Annotated in this window: 17 protein-coding genes; 8 read left to right on the top strand and 9 right to left on the bottom strand. The window is 68.5% G+C overall.

The window, feature by feature from the left end:
- Positions 1–69 precede the first annotated feature (69 nt).
- Together ABEB12_RS07070 and ABEB12_RS07065 are read right to left on the bottom strand one after the other, a co-directional pair.
- A complete protein-coding gene (locus ABEB12_RS07070) occupies positions 70–1,029 on the bottom strand; it encodes an MCE family protein (RefSeq protein ID WP_185063146.1) in 960 nt (319 codons plus the stop codon).
- A gap of 64 nt (positions 1,030–1,093) precedes the next feature.
- The gene (locus tag ABEB12_RS07065) at positions 1,094–1,810 is read right to left on the bottom strand and encodes a hypothetical protein (RefSeq protein WP_185062949.1); all 717 of its coding nucleotides are present in this window, start codon (positions 1,808–1,810) and stop codon (positions 1,094–1,096) included.
- Between the two features lie 274 nt (positions 1,811–2,084).
- Here ABEB12_RS07065 and ABEB12_RS07060 point away from each other — a divergent pair, with 274 nt between their 5' ends.
- On the top strand, positions 2,085–2,285 hold the full coding sequence (locus ABEB12_RS07060) for a hypothetical protein (RefSeq protein WP_185062948.1): 201 nt from the start codon (positions 2,085–2,087) through the stop codon (positions 2,283–2,285).
- Between the two features lie 51 nt (positions 2,286–2,336).
- On the opposite strand, the gene ABEB12_RS07055 is transcribed toward ABEB12_RS07060, so the two are convergent.
- The 3 genes from ABEB12_RS07055 to ABEB12_RS07045 form a co-directional block, all read right to left on the bottom strand.
- On the bottom strand, positions 2,337–3,059 hold the full coding sequence (locus tag ABEB12_RS07055) for a GAF domain-containing protein (RefSeq protein WP_185062947.1): 723 nt from the start codon (positions 3,057–3,059) through the stop codon (positions 2,337–2,339).
- 156 nt (positions 3,060–3,215) lie between these two features.
- Complete coding sequence (locus ABEB12_RS07050) at positions 3,216–4,250, bottom strand: cupin domain-containing protein (protein ID WP_221498238.1); 1,035 nt, start codon at positions 4,248–4,250, stop codon at positions 3,216–3,218.
- A 43-nt stretch (positions 4,251–4,293) separates the two neighbouring features.
- Positions 4,294–5,469 carry an FAD-dependent monooxygenase gene (locus tag ABEB12_RS07045; protein WP_345702625.1) on the bottom strand — a complete coding sequence of 392 codons (1,176 nt, stop codon included), beginning with the start codon at positions 5,467–5,469 and terminating at the stop codon, positions 4,294–4,296.
- A 142-nt stretch (positions 5,470–5,611) separates the two neighbouring features.
- Between ABEB12_RS07045 and ABEB12_RS07040 the strand changes: the two genes are divergently transcribed.
- The 5 genes from ABEB12_RS07040 to ABEB12_RS07020 all read left to right on the top strand — a co-directional run bounded on the left by ABEB12_RS07040 (position 5,612) and on the right by ABEB12_RS07020 (position 10,411).
- Entirely contained in the window at positions 5,612–6,475 is an 864-nt protein-coding gene (locus ABEB12_RS07040; protein WP_185063144.1) for a fumarylacetoacetate hydrolase family protein, read from the top strand.
- Positions 6,476–6,480: 5 nt separating this feature from the next.
- Positions 6,481–7,272, top strand: a complete 792-nt coding sequence (locus tag ABEB12_RS07035) for a nitroreductase family protein (protein ID WP_185062945.1) — start codon at positions 6,481–6,483, stop codon at positions 7,270–7,272.
- A gap of 110 nt (positions 7,273–7,382) precedes the next feature.
- A complete protein-coding gene (locus ABEB12_RS07030) occupies positions 7,383–7,862 on the top strand; it encodes a MarR family transcriptional regulator (RefSeq protein ID WP_185062944.1) in 480 nt (159 codons plus the stop codon).
- A gap of 124 nt (positions 7,863–7,986) precedes the next feature.
- Positions 7,987–9,294, top strand: a complete 1,308-nt coding sequence (locus tag ABEB12_RS07025; RefSeq protein ID WP_185062943.1) for an MFS transporter — start codon at positions 7,987–7,989, stop codon at positions 9,292–9,294.
- Positions 9,295–9,316: 22 nt separating this feature from the next.
- A complete protein-coding gene (locus ABEB12_RS07020) occupies positions 9,317–10,411 on the top strand; it encodes an enolase C-terminal domain-like protein (protein WP_185062942.1) in 1,095 nt (364 codons plus the stop codon).
- Between the two features lie 67 nt (positions 10,412–10,478).
- Here ABEB12_RS07020 and ABEB12_RS07015 read toward each other — a convergent pair whose 3' ends face one another.
- Positions 10,479–10,847, bottom strand: a complete 369-nt coding sequence (locus ABEB12_RS07015) for a hypothetical protein (protein WP_185062941.1) — start codon at positions 10,845–10,847, stop codon at positions 10,479–10,481.
- Between the two features lie 643 nt (positions 10,848–11,490).
- Here ABEB12_RS07015 and ABEB12_RS07010 point away from each other — a divergent pair.
- A complete protein-coding gene (locus ABEB12_RS07010; RefSeq protein ID WP_345702624.1) occupies positions 11,491–12,123 on the top strand; it encodes an acetate uptake transporter family protein in 633 nt (210 codons plus the stop codon).
- 319 nt (positions 12,124–12,442) lie between these two features.
- Here ABEB12_RS07010 and ABEB12_RS07005 read toward each other — a convergent pair whose 3' ends face one another.
- The gene (locus ABEB12_RS07005; RefSeq protein ID WP_185062939.1) at positions 12,443–13,045 is read right to left on the bottom strand and encodes a TetR/AcrR family transcriptional regulator C-terminal ligand-binding domain-containing protein; all 603 of its coding nucleotides are present in this window, start codon (positions 13,043–13,045) and stop codon (positions 12,443–12,445) included.
- Between the two features lie 154 nt (positions 13,046–13,199).
- On the opposite strand from ABEB12_RS07005, the gene ABEB12_RS07000 reads away from it, so the two are divergent.
- Positions 13,200–14,321 (top strand): cytochrome P450, encoded by a 1,122-nt coding sequence (locus ABEB12_RS07000; RefSeq protein ID WP_185062938.1) that lies wholly within the window; start codon positions 13,200–13,202, stop codon positions 14,319–14,321.
- A 271-nt stretch (positions 14,322–14,592) separates the two neighbouring features.
- On the opposite strand, the gene ABEB12_RS06995 is transcribed toward ABEB12_RS07000, so the two are convergent.
- Together ABEB12_RS06995 and ABEB12_RS06990 are read right to left on the bottom strand one after the other, a co-directional pair.
- On the bottom strand, positions 14,593–15,168 hold the full coding sequence (locus ABEB12_RS06995) for a dihydrofolate reductase family protein (RefSeq protein WP_185062937.1): 576 nt from the start codon (positions 15,166–15,168) through the stop codon (positions 14,593–14,595).
- 1,369 nt (positions 15,169–16,537) lie between these two features.
- Positions 16,538–17,218 (bottom strand): SDR family NAD(P)-dependent oxidoreductase, encoded by a 681-nt coding sequence (locus tag ABEB12_RS06990; protein ID WP_185062936.1) that lies wholly within the window; start codon positions 17,216–17,218, stop codon positions 16,538–16,540.
- Between the last annotated feature and the right edge of the window lie 99 nt (positions 17,219–17,317).

Here is a 17,317-nt window from a genome sequence, read left to right as displayed (position 1 = left end):
GCCCATCTCGCCGGACCTCAGCCCGGCGCGTCGGGCCGGAAACACCGATCTTGGAACAGTCCCGGCCGGTCATTTGTCACCCCCGAGCCTCGGTAGCGGGCCGCTGGGCAGCTGGCCGGTGTTCGGTACCGTCGCCGCGTCCGGGACAAACCCGTCGATGTAGTTGTCGACCCAGTGGCCGTTGCCGATCGCGTTGCCGAAGATGCTGGCGAAGGGCGCGAGTTTGCGGGTGCCGGTGGTCAGTTCGTCCAGGTGTTTCTCCAGCGTGCGGGTGAGCCGGTCCAGCCGGTCCAGGGTCGGGCCGATCTGCTTCTCGTTGTCCTTGATCAGGCCGCGCAGCTCGCGGGAGAGGTCGCGCGTGCCGTCCAGCAGCTGCTTGATCGCGCGCTCCCGGTTGTGCAGCTCGTCCAGCAGCTTGGCGCCGTCGGACAGGATGCGGTTGATGTCCTCGTTGCGGTTGGCCAGCAGGTGGGTGGCCTGGTTGGTGCCGTCCAGCAGGTGCGCCAACTGGGCGTCCCGGGAGGCGATGGTCACCGACAGCCGGCTCAGCCCGTCCAGCGAGGTGCGCACCTCGTCCGGCGTGTCCTTGAACGTCTCGGACAGCGTGCGCAGGCTGCCGGCCAGCTGGTTGGTGTCCAGCTCGCGGACGGTGTCCGACAGCTGGTTGAACGCCTGCACGACGTCGTAGGGGGCGACGGTCCGCTCGCGCGGGATGGGCTTGCTCAGCTCCTTGTCCCCGGCCGGTTCGACGGACAGGAACTTGTCGCCGAGCAGCGTCTTGATCTGGATGGACGCGGTGCTCGCGTCGCCGATCTTCACGCCCTTGGCCCGGAAGGTGACCAGCACGTGGTCGCCGGCCAGCTCCACGCCGGTGACCTTGCCGACCTTCACGCCGGCCACCCGCACCTCGTTGCTCGTGGCCAGCCCGGCGGCCTCGGAGAACTCGGCCTGGTACTCCGGGCCGGAACCGATCACCGGCAGCGCGTCCACCCGGTAGGCGACGAACAGCAGGGCGGCGATGGCCACCATGCTGACCAACCCGATGACGATCGGGTTGCGCTCACTGAACGGGGTAGCCACGGGACTGTCCACATCAGCCGAACGAGATGTCGTCGAGGTCGATAGAGACCAGAACAGTGCTCCGGTCGACCGCGCCGGATCCGTCGAGCGGGTACACCCGCCGCCAGGTCGGCACCTGAATGCCGTCGAACTCCCCATAGCCGGCCACATAGTGCGCCGCCGGCCCCCACCCGATCACCTCGGACTGGTAGTCATGGCGCCGTAGCAGTCCGTCGTCGCCGAAGTGGAAGACCTGCGTCGGGCAGTGCGTGGCGACCCGCTGTGGGAAGGTCACCCGCAGTCGCTGCCAGACCTCGCCGTTCTCCTCCCAGGGCTCGAGTTGCGCGGTGCGGTAGTCCGACTGCGCGAAGGTGAACGGGGTGGTCAGGTAGTTCCACATCGCGTAGCCGCCGAAGTAGGCCAGGTGTAGCTGGTCCCAAGGTGTCTCGGCGGTGTGTCCGTCGAACGCTGCGCGTGGATTCGCCCGCTCGGCAACCACCTGCCCGTCCTCAGTCTCGATCGCGGCCCGCTCCGGTGTCACCGCGGTCCGCACGCCGTCGGCGAACGCGTAGTGACTGGTGAACTGCCGGTGGAGGTCAACCCGGACCCTGCAGTCGTTGATCACCCCGTCCTGCTCCTTCAGCCCCCAGAGCACGCCGCCGACCAGCAGGTGCGCTCGCACTTCGGACAGCTCGTTCCACCGGGCAAGCCCGCCGTACGCGGCGATAACTGATTCGGTCAGGTCGCTCATGTCAGGTCTCCTCGGTTGCCGATTGAATATGACCAGTCATCTTAAACTGTTCGCTGCCCATGTTGCTCGGCCGGTGGATAGGCAGGGTGTCGGTTTTCGCCCGCATCGTGCACCCCCAACTGGGCGTGCACGATGCGTGGCGGAGCGGTGAGGTGGAAGGCTTGAGGTGAGGTGAGGAGTTTCGCTACAGGGGCAGCCAGGCCCGCCACACGGTGCCGCCACCGTCCGCGGCATGCACGTCCAGTCGGCCCCTGCCCGAGCGAGCGAGTCAGCGATGCTGGTCAAGCCCAGTTACCACAATCGCGCTGGCTTCGGCGTGTTTCTCCGCGTTGAGCAACGCCTCCCGAACCGCGGTGCTGATCAGTCGAATGCGTTCGGCAGACAGTGTGGGCATCTCGCCGACGGTGAGCAGGTGAGCCTTGAGCCCGCTGCGTTCTTCGAAGCAGCGGCAATCGGCCTGCAGCGCGACCGATAGGGCCAGCTCGGTGGGTGAGGCGTGCAGCGCCCGTAACGACTCACGCAGCAGTCAGGCCGCCTCAGCGGCCTGGTCCTCGATCGTCGCCAGCCGCTGACGCAACGGTTCGTCCAACGATTCGATGTCGAGACCGCGTACTCCGGCGGTGATCGCGTACAGCATGGCGCCGACGCTGTCATGTAGCTGCATCGCGAACCTTCGCCGTTCCTCGTGTGCGGCGATCTCGGCGGCTTGTCGGGTCCGTTCGGCGACCGCCCCGGCCAGCGCGGCGCTGTTTGCCGTGGCGACTATTCGTTCGATCGAGCGGTCGCCGAACACGCCATCGGTGCGTCGGCCGACCGACAGCACCCCGGAGACCCGGTTCTCGCTCATGATCGGGACCGCAATCAGTCGGGTGATGCCCTCTGCCGCGATGTGTCGATCGAAATCGTGGGTGATGGATTCCGCCGCGAAGTATTCGTCCACCCAGTGCACGTCGACCGTGTCGAATACTTTGCCGGTCAGGCCGGAGCCGGGGGCGATCGCCAGATTGCGCAGCAGGCCGGTGCGGGTGCCCCCGGTGACCCGGATGGCCAGGTGGCCGTCCTTGCCTGGCTGGCTGATCCAGGCGACGCCAAATCCAGGGTCGCCAACCAGCCGCCGGAGCGCCTCGCCCAGCGCCGCGTGCTGCCCGCCCAGCGCCACCGCGCTCCAGTAGCCGCGGTCGAGTTCGCCCAGCCTTGCCAGCTGCTTCCGTACCCGATCCACGCTGTTCACCCTTCGTGCCATGGCCATGCTTCTCATGGTGTGCCACCCACCACGGGTACTCCTGAACCGGTCAGGCCAACACCCCCACCGGGGGGTGCCGCCCAAGTACCCGGTCCGGCTGGCCTTAGCGATTGTGCTGAGAGATGTGGATGTTCAGCGGGGACGCCTGACGCCGGGCACAGGTCAGAGGATCTCCTCCCGGTAGAGGCTGAGAGCCTTGACGACCGGCTCGTTGGTGTAGGTGAAGAGCACCGCGTCGTGTGAGGTCGAGCCGTTGCGGTGCTGGTAGGTGGCCCACGGCGGCACGATGAACACGTCCTTCTCCGCCCAGTTGATCGCCTGCTCTCCGACCATGGTGGTGCCCTCACCCCGTACCACGTGCAGGATGGTGCTGGCGGTGTGGCGGCGAGCGGCTCCGAGGAAGCCGGGCACCAGCCGCTGTACGCGGCAGGCCATGGTCGGCAGCACCGGTCCGCCGGTGAATGGATTGGTGTACTCCAGTGCGATTCCGTCGACCTCGCTGCCGGTGGCGTGCTCGGCGATGGCGGTGAACGCCCGCTCGGTCTCTGCCCACGGGTAGCGGCCGATGGGAGAGCTCGCCGTGCGCTCGCCGATCCACGACGGGTTCAACCGGCCGTGGATGAACTGCAGCGAGGACAGGTCATCCGGTACGTCGGCCTTCTGCGCGGAGTCCGGGTAGAGCTCGAAGAATGCCCCGTCCAGGGCGTTGACCAGCGGGAAGTCCAGACCGTCCAACCACATCATGGGGCCGTCGCCCTCGTGGTAGTGGTCGTGCCAGCGCCAGCCGGGGGTCAGCAGCAAGTCGCCGGGACTCATGTGCACGCGCTCCCCAGCGACGGTGGTGTAGGCGCCGGAGCCTTCGATGATGAACCGGAACGCATTCGCGGAGTGCCGGTGCGCCTGTGCCTGCTCGCCGGGCAGGATCACCTGGATGCCGGCATAAAGGCCAGTGACCGTCGCGGACATGTCCCGCAGCCCCGGGTTGATCAACATTAGGACGCGCCGCTGTGCCTCTTCGATGGACAGCGTGTCGGCGAAGTGCAGCATGTAGGGCCGCAGCTGGCGGTAGCTCCAGTGGTAGGGCACCGCGCGGCTGGTCGGCTCGGTGGGGAAGAGGTCGCCGAGATGGCGCCACAGCGCGCCCACGTTCATCGCGTCCATCTCGGTGTACGCGGTGTTGGCGTCGGTGCTGGTCACAAGTGCACCCTCCTTGGCGCGGACGTCTGGATGGCGTTGGTGGTCATGCAGTGAGCCTCCTCGGGGCGTCGGTGGGGTCGAAGCCGTAGAGCCAGTCGACGACGTCGAAGTCGTCCTCGGCGCGGGTGGCCAGCAGCGCGGCCCGCAGTTCGGCGCCAATGCCGTCGACGTGCAGCACCTGACCCCAGGTGCGGGCGGTGGTCTGCACCCGCGCGGTTCTCGGCGCGCGGAGCGTCTCGTACGCCTTGAACGCCGCTTCGGTGTCGCCTGGGTGCTCGCTCACCCGGTCCGCCAGGACGGCCGCGTCCTCGATCGCCTGGCACGCGCCCTGGGCCAGGTACTGCAGCATCGGATGGGCGGCGTCGCCGAGCAGGGTGATCGCGCCTCGGCTCCAGCCGGTGGCCGGCGGTCGGTCGAGCATCGCCCAGCTCCGCGAGGTGTCCATCAGCCCGATGCCGGCCCTCACTCGCGTGCAGACCCCGGCGAACGCGTGCTCGAGCTGGCGGCGCAGGTCGCCGGCGTGCGCGGTGTGGCGGCGAGTGTCGATCGTGGCGACCTGGTTGCACAGCTCGCCGCGACGGACCGGGTACTGCACTAGGTGCAGGCCGGGTCCCACCCAGATCACCATGCCGTCCGGCTCGCCCAGCCCGCCGTGCTCGGCCAGCGCCTCTACCGGGACGGTGCCTCGGTAGGCGACGTACCCGGAGTCGACCGGGTCACCGTCGCCGACCAGCAGCGCGCGGGTGGCCGAGTGCAGCCCGTCCGCACCGATCAGGGCGGGTGTCTGGTACTCGGCGCCGTCGGCGCAGCGCACCACGGCTCCCGCCGGGCGCGGCTCGATCTCCACCACTCGCCGGGACGCCAGCAGCTCGACCAGGCCGGTGTCTCGGCACGCGGTGAGTACCGCCCGGTGCAGGTCGGCCCGGTGGGTGACGAAGTAGGGGTAGCCGAAGCGGCCGAGGAACGCGGACGTGGTGCCCAGCGCGACCAGTGGCCGGCCGCTCAGCGCGTCGCGCAGCGTCAGGCGGCGGGGGAAGAACGCATCGGCCGTGACGGCATCCAGCACGCCGAGCCGGTCGAGCACCCGGGAGGCGTTCGGGGCGACCTGCAGGCCCGCGCCGACCTCGACGAACTCGGGCGCCCGCTCCAATACACGCACCGTGTGGCCAGCGCGGGCCAGTGCTAGCGCGGCGGTCAGCCCACCGATGCCACCGCCCAAGATTAAAAATTGAGGCGAGTTCGTCCGCATGCTGATGACTCTGCCAGAACCTCTGAATAACTGTCAACCTGCTTGACTGAGTGCATCATGCTGAATATCGTCCGTATACAGAGTGAATTAGTCCAAGGTGGGTGAGGTGCTCATGCGACTAGTGACCTACGACGACGGCCGGGTCGGTTACGTCACCGGCGACCGGGTCGTTGACCTCGGTGGCCTACTGGTCGGTGGCTACACCGTGCCAGGGACAAAGAGCGCGATGCGTCGGTTGCTGGAGCGGTGGGACCAGGTTCGGAAGGCTCTGCCCGCGCCCGCGCCGACGAACAGCGTCCCGCTCGCCAGCGTGCGGCTCGGCCCGCCGGTCCCGGACCCGACGAAGATCGTCGCGGCGCCCGTCAACTACCGCGACCACCGCTCGGAGATGGCAATGACCGTGGACATCTCCGACCTCGCGGTGTTCCTCAAAGCGCCGTCCTCGCTCTTGCCGCACGGCGGCGTCGTGCGGCTGCCCTACTCCGACCGCCGGGTGGACCAGGAGGGGGAGCTGGCGGCGGTCATAGGCCGCCGGGCCCACCGGGTGAGCGAGGCCGACGCGCTAGGTCACGTCGCCGGCTACACCGCTTGCCTGGACATCACAATGCGTGGCGGCGAGGACCGCTCGACCCGCAAGTCTTTCGACACCTTCACGCCGCTGGGTCCCTGGCTGGTCACCGCCGACGAGGCCGGTCCGTGCGACGACGTCGACCTGGAGTGTGTGGTCAACGGCGAAATCCGGCAGAAGACGAACACGCGGAGCTTGATCTGGGGGGTAGCGAAGCTGGTGTCCTACGTCTCCAGCGTGATGACGTTGGAGGTCGGCGACGTGATCGCCACCGGCACGCCCGCTGGGGTGGGTCCGATCGCGGCGGGGGACGAGATCACCGTGACGCTGTCGCGCATCGGGACCCTGGCCGTGACCGTTGCGAGCGACGAGCGCGGTCCCTCACCGACCGGAACCCGAAGGCGGTGAGCGAGGTGGCGCGCACGACCGAGCAGGCTGTGGGCACGGAGGCCGGGGTGGCGACCCCGCCTGGCGCGGCCGGCTATGACGAGTTGTTGGCACTGGCGAGGTACCGGCGCTCGGTGCGGGCGATCGACCCGAAGAGGGAGGTCTCCGACGAGACCATCGACAAGATCCTCGAGGTGGCCCGGTGGGCGCCGTCGGCGGGCAACGCCCAGCCCTGGGAGTTCGTGGTGATCCGGGGCCGCGAGATGCGGGAGCGGATCGCCACGCTGTACACCCAGCAGATGGCTGACAAGCGGGAGATGCAGGAGGCCGTGTGGGGGCATCGCAACCACATCGGATACACCGGATTTCGGCACGCGCCGGTGCTTGTGCTAGTCCTCGGCGATCCCCGGGTGATCGACGCCTATCCGGTGCGCACCGCGCTGGAGAAGGGCGAGTCGCACTTTGTGAGCAGTCTCGCCCAGGCCACCGTGCTGGCGCACCTCGCGGTCGCCGCGCTGGGTCTCGGGTCGCAATGGATCAGCGACGTGAGTTCGCCGTATATGGGCACGATGCTGAAGTCCTGGCTCGGCATACCCCGGCATTTGCGGATCTACGACATGTTCGGCGTGGGCCATCCGGCGGTGCGGCCCTCGCCCACCCCGCGCCGCCCGCTGGAGGAACTGGTGCACCGCGAGCGCTACTCGGCCGGGCGCGACCAGGCGGCGGTGGAGCGGTTCCTTTGGGCGGACACCCTGCTGGGCGGATTCCGGTCGAACCACGGCATCAAGGGGCGGGCCAGAGGACCAGAGGACCATTAGTCGGCATACTGACGGATTCCAGATGACCTGTGCGTCGGGTTGCTTGTATGATCTCCTCAGACGCGCCGTCCGGCGTGCGCGACACCGGACCGTCAGCGGAGGGTGGGTCTGTGGCATCGCCGCGACAACGGCCCCTCGAGCCGGTCGAGTTCGAGCTGGCCGGCATGATTGGCCACCTGCTGCGGACCTGCCAGCAGTTGCACGTGGCGATCTGGGCGGAGCACTTCCCCGGCGGATTGACCTCACCGCAGTTCGCCCTGCTGCACGCGCTCGCGCACGAGGGGCCGCTCACCCAGACCGCGCTGCGCTCGAAGGTCCGGCTCGACCGCTCGACCACGGCCGACGTCGTCCGTCGGCTGGCCGCGCGCCGCCTGGTCAGCCAGGTCAAGGACCCGCGGGACGCCCGGCGCCGGGTGGTGCGGCTGACCTCCGCCGGCCGCGCGCTATACGCGGAGTCCACGGTGCGCGCGACCCAGGTCAATGACGCGATGCTGGACGGACTGGACGTCGAGCAGCGCGAGCGGCTAGTGGCGCTGCTCACCACCCTGCTCGAGGAGCACAAGGGGCTCCTCGACTACCGCGAGGACTGACCCTCCCGCCCTTGACGGGCCACGCCGTCGTCCGCCACATTCGTCCGTGTACTGATAATATGTTTCGGGGTCGCCGGAGGGGGCGGGCGCCCCTCTCGCTTCGCCCGATCCCGACGGAGGGACCATGACCGGCGTAGTTCCCAGCACCCCGATACGCACCACGAGCACGAGCCCGGCGAAGGTCGCCACGGCCAGCCTGGTGGGCACGACGATCGAGTACTACGACTTCTCCGTGTACGCGATGGCCGCGTCACTCGCGCTCGGCCCTCTGTTCTTCCCGTCCGGGAGCGCGGCCGCCTCGACATTGGCCGCGTTCGCCAGCTTCGCGGTGGCCTTCGTGGCCCGCCCGGTCGGATCCGCGCTGTTCAGCACCATCGGCGACCGGGTCGGCCGGCGGCGCGCGCTGCTGATCTGCCTGCTGTTGATGGGCGGTGCCACGGTGGCGATCGGGCTGCTGCCCACCTATGGGAGCGCCGGGGTCGCCGCGCCGGTATTGCTCGTGGTCTGCCGCGTCCTGCAGGGCCTGGCGGTAGGCGGCGAGTGGGGTGGCGCGGTGCTGCTGGCTACCGAGCACGCCCCGGCCAACCGGCGCGCGATGTTCGGTGCGTTCCCGCAGATCGGGCCCCCGCTGGGGTTCGTACTGGCGGCCGCGGTCTTCACGCTCACCACGGAGATCGCCGGTCCCGCGGGGTTCCTGGCCTGGGGCTGGCGGGTGCCGTTCCTGCTCAGCGTGGTCATGGTGGCGGTCGGGCTGTGGGTGCGCCTGCGGGTCACCGAGTCGCCGGTGTTCGACCAGGCGGCGTCGCGACGGCAGTTGGTCCGGGCGCCGCTGATCGCGGTGCTGCGGGAGTTCCCGGCCCGCGTACTGGCCGGGACGCTGGCCGTGCTCGGCGGTCTCACCACCTGGTTCCTGATCACCACGTTCGCGGTGGCCTACGGGCCGGCGGCGCTGGGCCTGCCCCCGCGCACTATGGTGGCGATCGCCTGCGCGGCCGCCGCGACGCACGGCGTGCTGGTTATCCCGGCCGCGTTCGTGGTCGAGCGGTTCGGCCGCCGAGTGCCGATGGCGGTCGGCGCCGTCGGGCTCGCGGTGTGCGTGGTACCCGCGTTCGCGCTGCTGAGCACCGCCCGGCCGGGGCTCATCGCGCTCGGCTTCTGTCTGACGATGGTGCCGTTCACGCTGATCCTCGGGCCGGTCGGGGCCTGGCTCGCCGAGCTGTTCCCCACCAGGGTCCGGTACGTGGGCGCCTCGACCGGGTTCATGCTCGCCAGCCTGCTCGGCGGGTTCGCCCCGCTCATCGGCAGCGCGCTGGTGGCCGGCGGTCGACCGCCGGTGCTGCTCGGCTGCTACGCGGCGGTGTTGGCGCTGCTCGGCGCGGTCGCGCTGGCCCGGACGCCGGAGACGAAGCACCGCTCCCTCCTGGAGCCCTAACCGCCGTCGGAGGCTGCTCGGAATGATCACGTCTGGATGCGTCGAGCGGGTGCACCTGCGGGTGGTCGAGATGCCGCTCGGCGCGGCGCGCGGGGGATCCGGTGCCACCCAGCTGCAACTGGTCGTCGTCACCCTCACCGATGCGGACGGCGCGAGCGGTACCGGGTTCAGCTACGCGCTCGGCCCGGGGATGGTCGCGGCGGCCGCGCTGCTGGAGGAGCTGCACCTGCCCGCGGTGCGCGGGCTCGACCTGGCCGACTGGGACCGCGCTCGCTATCGCCTGCGGGACGGCACGCACCGGCTCGGAGTCGGCATCCCGCTGTTGGCTACCTCGGCGGTCGACATCGCCGTGTGGGACCTGCGCGCGGTGCGGGCCGGCCTGCCTCTGTTCCGACTGCTCGGGGCGCAGCGCGACGACGTGCCGGTGTACGGCAGCGGCCGGGCGACCCATGCGATGAGCACCGCCGAGCTGGTCTCCGGCGCGCTGAGCTACCGCGACGAGGGCTATCCGGCGGTCAAGCTGCGGGTGGGGGTGCATCCACCGGCGAAGGACATCGAGCGGGTGGCCGCAGTGCGCACCGCGCTCGGCGACGAGGTCGGGATCATGGTGGACGCCAACGAACGACTGGACCTGGCCACCGCGCTGTGGCTCGCCCCCCGGCTGGTCGAGCTCGGAGTGACCTGGTTCGAGGAACCGATCCCATCCCGGTACGTGGCTGCGCACCGCGCGCTGGCGGCGGGTCCGACACCGCCGCTCGCCGTGGGGGAGCACCTGCTCGGACTCGCCGAGTTCGCACCGTTCGCGGGCGTCGCGCCGATCTGGATGCCGGACGCACCCCTGGCGGGCGGAATCTCCGAGTTTCGTCGGATCGACGCGCTCGCCGAGGCGCACGGTGCGAGCATCACCCCGCACTTCCTCCCCGAACTGCACGTACACCTAGGCGCCTCGGCTCGCACGGCAACCTGGCTGGAGCATTTCCCGCTGCTCGACGACCTGCTCGCCGAGACGCTGACCGTCACCGCCGGCCGCGCCATGCCGCCGGAGCGACCGGGTCACGGCATCCGCTGGGACATCGACCTGCTCGCCGCGCACACGGTGCGGACGGTCGAAGGATGACCCGGAACCCTAGATGAGTAAGCCCTAACGGCGTGCGGCCGTGGACATGGCAGGAGGGTGTTCAAGATCAGTTTGTGACGACCACGACGAGGGGGCGGCCGCGCCGGTTGGCCAGGTCGAACGCGACCTCGATCGCGACGGCGTCGGCGGGTACCGAGCTCACGCCCAGCACGACGGGTCCGGCCTCGGTGCCCAGCGGCCAGCGCCGCACTCCCACCACGGGGCAGCGCGCCTGGCCGCTGACCGCGAGCGTGGTGGAGCCGAGCAGGATCTCCGCCGAGCCACCCGCTCCGGTCCGCCTGGAAGAGGGCCGGATCGGCAACGTCTCCGACCAGGTCCTCACCGCGATCGAGGAGGTGGTGCGCCCGGTGGTCGGTAGCCGGCCGAGCGGTTCGACCGCCGGTTGGAGAACTCTCGCCGGCTGCTCGGCGAGCACCAGGACAGTGTGGTCGGCCGCTGGGCGATCCGAGAGCTGGTCACCGAGGCGGAGCTGGCAGGGAGAGCGGGTTCGCGGTCGGTGTGCTGTACGGGCGCGAGTGGGCGGCGCCGAGGCGGTCCGGGCCACGCTGCCCCCGGTACTGGCGCAAGGTCTGGTGGCCGGAGCACCTTGACCGGCTGGACGCGGAGCCAGGGCACAGCGATGAGCCGCTACCTGGCCGCATCTGAACAGGATGGACGGCGGGCGGCGAGCGGATATTCGTCCAGCTCTACTTGGATGCCGGCAAGCGCGCCCACCAAGGCGACAAAGCGTTTCCGAGCCTCGTCTGGCGCCGGTGGGTAGACTGGCCCAGAGGCGAGATCGGCACGCTGGAAAATTGACCGGCTGAACGGTGCAAAATTGCCTATGAACGGTAGGTTTTAGCGAACGAACGGTTTGGGTCGTCGTACCCTTGCCGGCCTGATTCGCCGAGCGTAAAGTACTGCCAGTCCTATTGAGTGCAATGAGTTGACCCCAGGTGTGAATAACTATCTGGACGGCAGAAATCACACACCGCGCAATTAGCCGTGTACGAGCTCCGTGACCAATCGAGCAATCAGAACCTGATCGAGGAGTAACCATGAGCAGTACGGAAAGTGAGGTGCGTTCCGGCGCGCACGCGGCGGCCGACCGAGCCGAGCCGGCCCCAGCGGCTGTCTCGCCCGGCAACCCGGCACTACTCGGCATAACCGGGTTCCTGCCCGGCGGTCTCACGCTGGGATTGTGGCTCATCGGCTACCTGCCCACAGCGTTGCCTGGGGGAATGATTGCCGCGGTGTCCGTGTCCTCGGGGCTGTTCCTTTTGATCGCCACTCTGTGGGCGGCACGGCTGGAAGCCAGCACCGTATCCGCCGTCCTGGGCGTGTACGCCGCGTTCTGGCTGAGCTTCGGGTTCATGTTGATGGGCCTGAGCAACAAGTGGTTCGGCCTCACCAGCCCGGACCAGGCGCCCCAGGTGCTTGCCCCCTACACACTCGCCTGGCTGATCGTCTTCGTCTTCATGACCATCGCCACGCTGCGTCTTCCCTTGGTGTTCACGGCCGGCTTCGTGTTCGTCGACGTCACCTTTGCGCTGGTATACGCCAACGTGGTCACCGGTACTTCCGTCTTCGCCACCATCGCCGGATTCACCACGTTCGTGTTCTGCGCCGTGTACGCCTACATCCTCTTCGACGGGCTTCGCCAGGACCTCGGTGCACCGGAGCTGCCAATGGGCGCGCCGATATTGCGCTGAACAGCAAAGACAGCCTCTCGAAAACTGACTCAGGAATGCAAAGCGGGCCGAAATCGCTCGGGTTCCAACCCCTCCGTCAACTCAAGATCATCCATCTGATTTCGCCGCCCCTGGGTAACTTCCGAACTGGTGCTTGATGTGCCGGGGAACTCGGTAAAGCGATCGCTCGCTCGACAACGCGACCATATGCCCTCCGGTTCTCGCCGAGAGTGTCGGCTCCGGGGCAGGCCAGGAGAGTCTCGATGCCGCGAGTCAGCGATACGCACCTGGCGGCGCGCCGCGGTGGTAGGTGCCGCATCTTTTAAGGTCGTTTCAGTAGTTAGGCGCGCGGGGCGAGTCCCGCGAGTGCGCCGTCGACGACGGCCTCGGCCCAGCCGGGGCACACCTCGAGCCCGGCGAGGTGGTCGGCGTAGAGCTGTCCGACGAGCATGCTGGTGGCCCGTTCGACGTCGAGGTCGGGGGAGAGCTCCCCCCGGCCGATCCCCGCGTGCAGCACCTGCGCGAAATGCGCGCGCCTCGGCAGCAGCGTGCTGCGCCGCACGATCGCCAGGAGCTCGCCCGAGCTGGGTTCGTCGGCGAGGCAGTTGCCCACGATGCCCATTCCGCCGGACTCCTCGTACTGCACGCGCATCGCCTCGAGGTGCGCGACGAGGTCGTCGCGGACGTTGCCGGTCGGCGCTGGGACGTGGTCGACCTGCAGGTGGTTGAGCGCCGCGCCGATGAGTTCGGTCTTGCTCGGCCACCGGGTGTACATGGTCACTTTGGAGATGCCGGCGGCCGCGGCGACGCGGTCCATGGAGAACCCGGCGAGACCTTCGGTGGCCAGTAGCTTGAGCGCGGCCTCGAGCGCCGCGACGTCCTTCGACTCGTCGCGGCGTCTGCCTCGTCGCGGCCGGGGCGAGGGCGCCGCGTCGGCGTTCATGCGCCCAGCCTACGACGGTCAACCGGTGGGCGGTTGACACCACGGGCAGCCGAACCTAGATTTTCCTGAACTAAACCGTTCAGTTCATGAATTGGGGTGCTCGATGAGGAGCGGTGCCTGCGCGCGTGTTTCGTTCGACCCGCTGGATCAGGAGATGCGGTTCACCGATTTCGCCCGCTACGAGCAGATCCGTGAGGTTGGCGGAATCGCCTGGTCTGACGAGCACGGCGGGTTCTGGGCCGTCGTCGACCACGACCTGGTCCGCGCCATCGCCGCCGACGACCGGCGCTTCGTCTCATCTATGGGTGTGCGGATCCCGCCCAACGGGACCCCGCCGACGTTCGCGCTGGAGTACGACCGGCCCCGGCACACGGTTCACCGGCGCATCCTCACCGAGGCCGTGGGGCCGCGGGCCGCGCCCACCCTAGAGGCGCGGGTACGCGGTCATGCCCGTCGCCTCCTCGACGAGGCGCTCGCGTGCGGCGGGAATCGCGTCGACCTGGGCGAGGACTACGCCTTCCGGCTGTCCCTGGACGTCATGTTCGACCTGATCGGTGCGCCGCCCGAGCTCAAGGAAGAGGTCGAGCAGCTCGCTGAAGCGCTGTTTCTCTACCGGACCCCGTTACCCGATGGCAGCGACCCCGCACACCGGCTACGGCAGATCCTCGAGGACATGGTGGCCTCCCGAATCGCTGTTCGGCGTGATGACTGGCTCGGCCAGATCATCGCTTACCGGAACGACACCGAGCTCAGCCTGACCGAGACCGAGATCCACGGCGCGATCGTCGCGCTGCTCGTCGGCGGTCATCACTCGACAGCCCGCGCCACCGCATGCCTCCTCGCCCGCCTGGCGTCGGACCCCACCCTGCAGGCCCGGCTGCGCGCCGAGCCTGAGCTGATCGCCGTCGCGGCCGAGGAGACGGTCCGCCTGCACACACCGTTGCGTTGGTTCGCCCGAACCGCACGGGCGAAGGTCCAGCTGCGCGACGTGACGGTCCGGCCCGGCGAGCGGGTGATGCTGCTGTATGCCGGCGCCAACCGCGACCCGGCCTACTTCGACACACCCGACCAGTTCCGACTCGACCGCCCCAAGGCAAACGACCACCTGGCCTTCGGCTGGGGAATCCACCGCTGTGTCGGCATGCCCCTGGCGACACTGGAGATCCGAGTGGCAGTCGAAGAGGTCCTCGCGCGTACCTCGTGCGTCTGCCTCGAGGAAGAGGTGGCGTGGACCTCCTCGACCGAGCCCCGCCAGATCCCCGCCCGCTTCTCCTGACTGTCGCCGTGGTGCTTACACGCCTGCCTAGGGGCATTAGGAGTCCGCATGGCGTCTTGCAAGGCGCCGATCGGCGCGGGGCGGGGATGGTCGACCCGGCGGCGGGCAACTACCGAGTCCGACGGACCTGCGACTCGGCGGGTTGCTTACGCGGCCGGGCGAACGACGGTGTCGACTCCGGCCGGGTCTTCACCGGAATGCGCCCGAGGCACGCCAGTCGCGTGTTCAGTTGGTGTCCCGGTATAGGCGACGAAGAGCGTCTTCACGCGGCCTACTCGGGTCGGCGCACTCGGTAGCGGAGGTGCGTGACGTCTCGGTCGTCAAGCCGTCGGACGAGGTCGAGTTCGATGTGATCGCCACCGAGGTGGTCGAACAGCCGTCGGCCGTCCCCGAGCAGGACCGGAATCAGGTGGATCTCCATCTCGTCGATGTGCCCGGCTCGCAGGAGCGCCTGGGCCGCACCCGCCCCATGGACCATGACCGGCCGGTCCCCGGCGGCCGCGCGAGCTTGACGGGCGCAGTCCTGCACGTCGGTGACGAATCGCGCGTGGCCGGGCGGCACGTCCCCGTCCTCCACATGGTGGGTGAGGACGAAGATCGGCACACCGTCGTGATGGTCGCCCTGCCAACGCCCGGCGAGTTCGAAGGTCCGACGGCCGGAGATTACCGCGCCGGTCGCCAGCGCCTCGCGGTAAACCTGTCCACTGGGACCGTTGGATTCCCGGTCGTCGAGCCAGTTGAAAAGGCGTCCGCCGGCGCGTCCGAGCTCCTGGCCCGGTCGATCGTCCGGGCCAGCGATGTAACCGTCGAGCGACATCGACATGTACAGCCGAATCGGATTGCTCATTCTGGCCTCCCTCTCCTCCAAGGGCCGCGGATGCTCCGCTTCTCGCCCTATCTGGGCGGGAGTGTCAAGAGGGCAGACTTCGGGCGGCAGGCAGACTCATCGCTCTGACGAGGCTAAATCCAGAGCAGTCGTTCAGTTGCGGTGTTGATGGCTGGCGGGATGTCGCCGTCCGGGCAAATGCACCTTGCCCGGACGGCGACCTAACCCATTGCGGGGTCGCGCGCGCCCTAGGCGCAGTGATGACGACTCCCCGAGCCCTCACGCCGCCCAGGAACGATGAGCACCGACTCCGCGAAGACCACGATAGCCCCAAGTGTTACTTCAGTCACAGGGCGGTTGGGCTCGACACGCTGTCACCTGGTCGAAGCAGCACCTTCCGAAAGGACACTGTGTCCCGGCGCGTCGCTGAATCGGCTCGCCGATGCACTCTGCGCGGTCCTCGTGTCGGATCCGTGGCGAACTCGAGCCGAAGTCGGGTGTGTTGTCGTGTCGAACGTGGCCGAACAAGTCCGGGCGACCGAGTCAGGCGAGGGCGTTCGGCGGCGGCAGAGATGCAATTTCGCAAAAAGTCATCGATCCGCGAATGGTCCCGGATGAGCCCCTACCTGACGTCGGGGGAGATATCAGGAAACAGCTCATCCGGGCCTCAACATATTACACGCGCCTATAGTAGGTTCCCGCGACCAGCGCTCACCCACACGGGTCGATTCGTCCATAATTAGTACTCTCTAATCGCACTTCAAAATGAGCCGCGACACCCCTTTGCCTCTTGATCGTTTATGTGTTCCGCTGCTCTACACTTCCGATGTGGCACCGCTCACATGGGGACTTTGAGCGCGCCGGGGGAGAAGATGCCGCCCAAGCCATCACGTAGGGGCTCGGGCGGCAGCTTCGCAAATCACTCTCACCAGCACGCATGTTCTCGCTGACCGCTTTATCGCCCAGCGGTGCCGCCCGCGCGCCGGCTCACAACCGTGCGCAACCGTGCGGGACAAGTTCGCCGGCTGATTCAGGGACACCATCTCGCCCGTGGCGCCGTTGACCACCTATGCGGCGTAACCGCCATGGTCGCCAACGCACCTGGACTACACGTCTCGAGCAAGTCGACCAGCTCGGCACCGTGGATCCTTGTCCGAACGCAAAATGTCTTTCCATCCAGAGGCCGAGCGCAACTATTTGAACCTTGTTTGTTTCGATACGGAAAGAGCCAGGTCGGTGACCGATGCGCGAACCGGGTTCCGGGCGCCGGTGGCAGGTTCGGGATATCGGAGCAAGAACCGCAAACTGCAGAGAAACCATCCGTGACGCGGCCGATCGCCCCCTGCGCGGCTGCCCCTGCCGTCACCGCCATGGGGCCGCCGCGCCTTGGTCAGGCGGTGATGACGCGTTCGGCGGTGTTGCGGGTGGTGTGAAGGTCCCAATAGAGCTGGGCGATGGTGTCCGGTTCCATCGGCGATGCGTCATCGGGCATGCCCGGAGTTCCGGCGATCCACACGCCGATGGCGACATGGCCGACGTAGATGCCTTTGCCGGCCAGCGTGCCGTTCAGGGTGAGTGCCCAGTTCCGGAGCGCGGCGCCCGCGGCGCCGGTGGTGGCGGCCCATGGGGTTGGCGTGACCGAACTGCCGCCCGTGGTGTACAGCAGCGTGCCGCTGCCCGCGCTCACCATCGCGGGCAACACTGCGTGGGTGGCGCTGATGGCGCCGTAGCAGATGCTTTCGACCTGCGGCTTCAGGTTCTCCACGGTCAGCTCCGACGCGTCCCTCAGAATCCACGTGTCGCCTACCGGCACCGATGAGTAGTGCAACACATCGATGCGGCCGAACCGCTCCGCGGCCCGGTTCAGGGCGCTGGTGAGCGCGGAGCGGTCGGTGACATCGGCCGCGAACCCGGCCGCCTGGACACCTTCTTCCGCCAGTTTCGCGGTGAGTTCGCCGAGTCGTTGCTCGGAGCGGGCGATCAGCGCGACGTCGAAGCCTCGATGGCCGAAGACCCTGCCGAGCGACAGACCCAGGCGCGTACCGGCGGCTACGAGAGCGATGGTGGGCATGCGTGATCTCTCCTTGCATCGGTGTTCATCCGCCGACCGCGCGAGCCGACGATTCTCACCTCACCACCGCCGGATGTGGTGCGTCCAAGACCGACCGGA

Origin of the sequence: Actinospineispora eucalypti, assembly GCF_039543365.1 — a bacterium.
In the GTDB taxonomy this organism is placed as follows: domain Bacteria; phylum Actinomycetota; class Actinomycetes; order Mycobacteriales; family Pseudonocardiaceae; genus Pseudonocardia; species Pseudonocardia eucalypti.
This window is presented reverse-complemented; position numbering and strand designations above follow the sequence as displayed.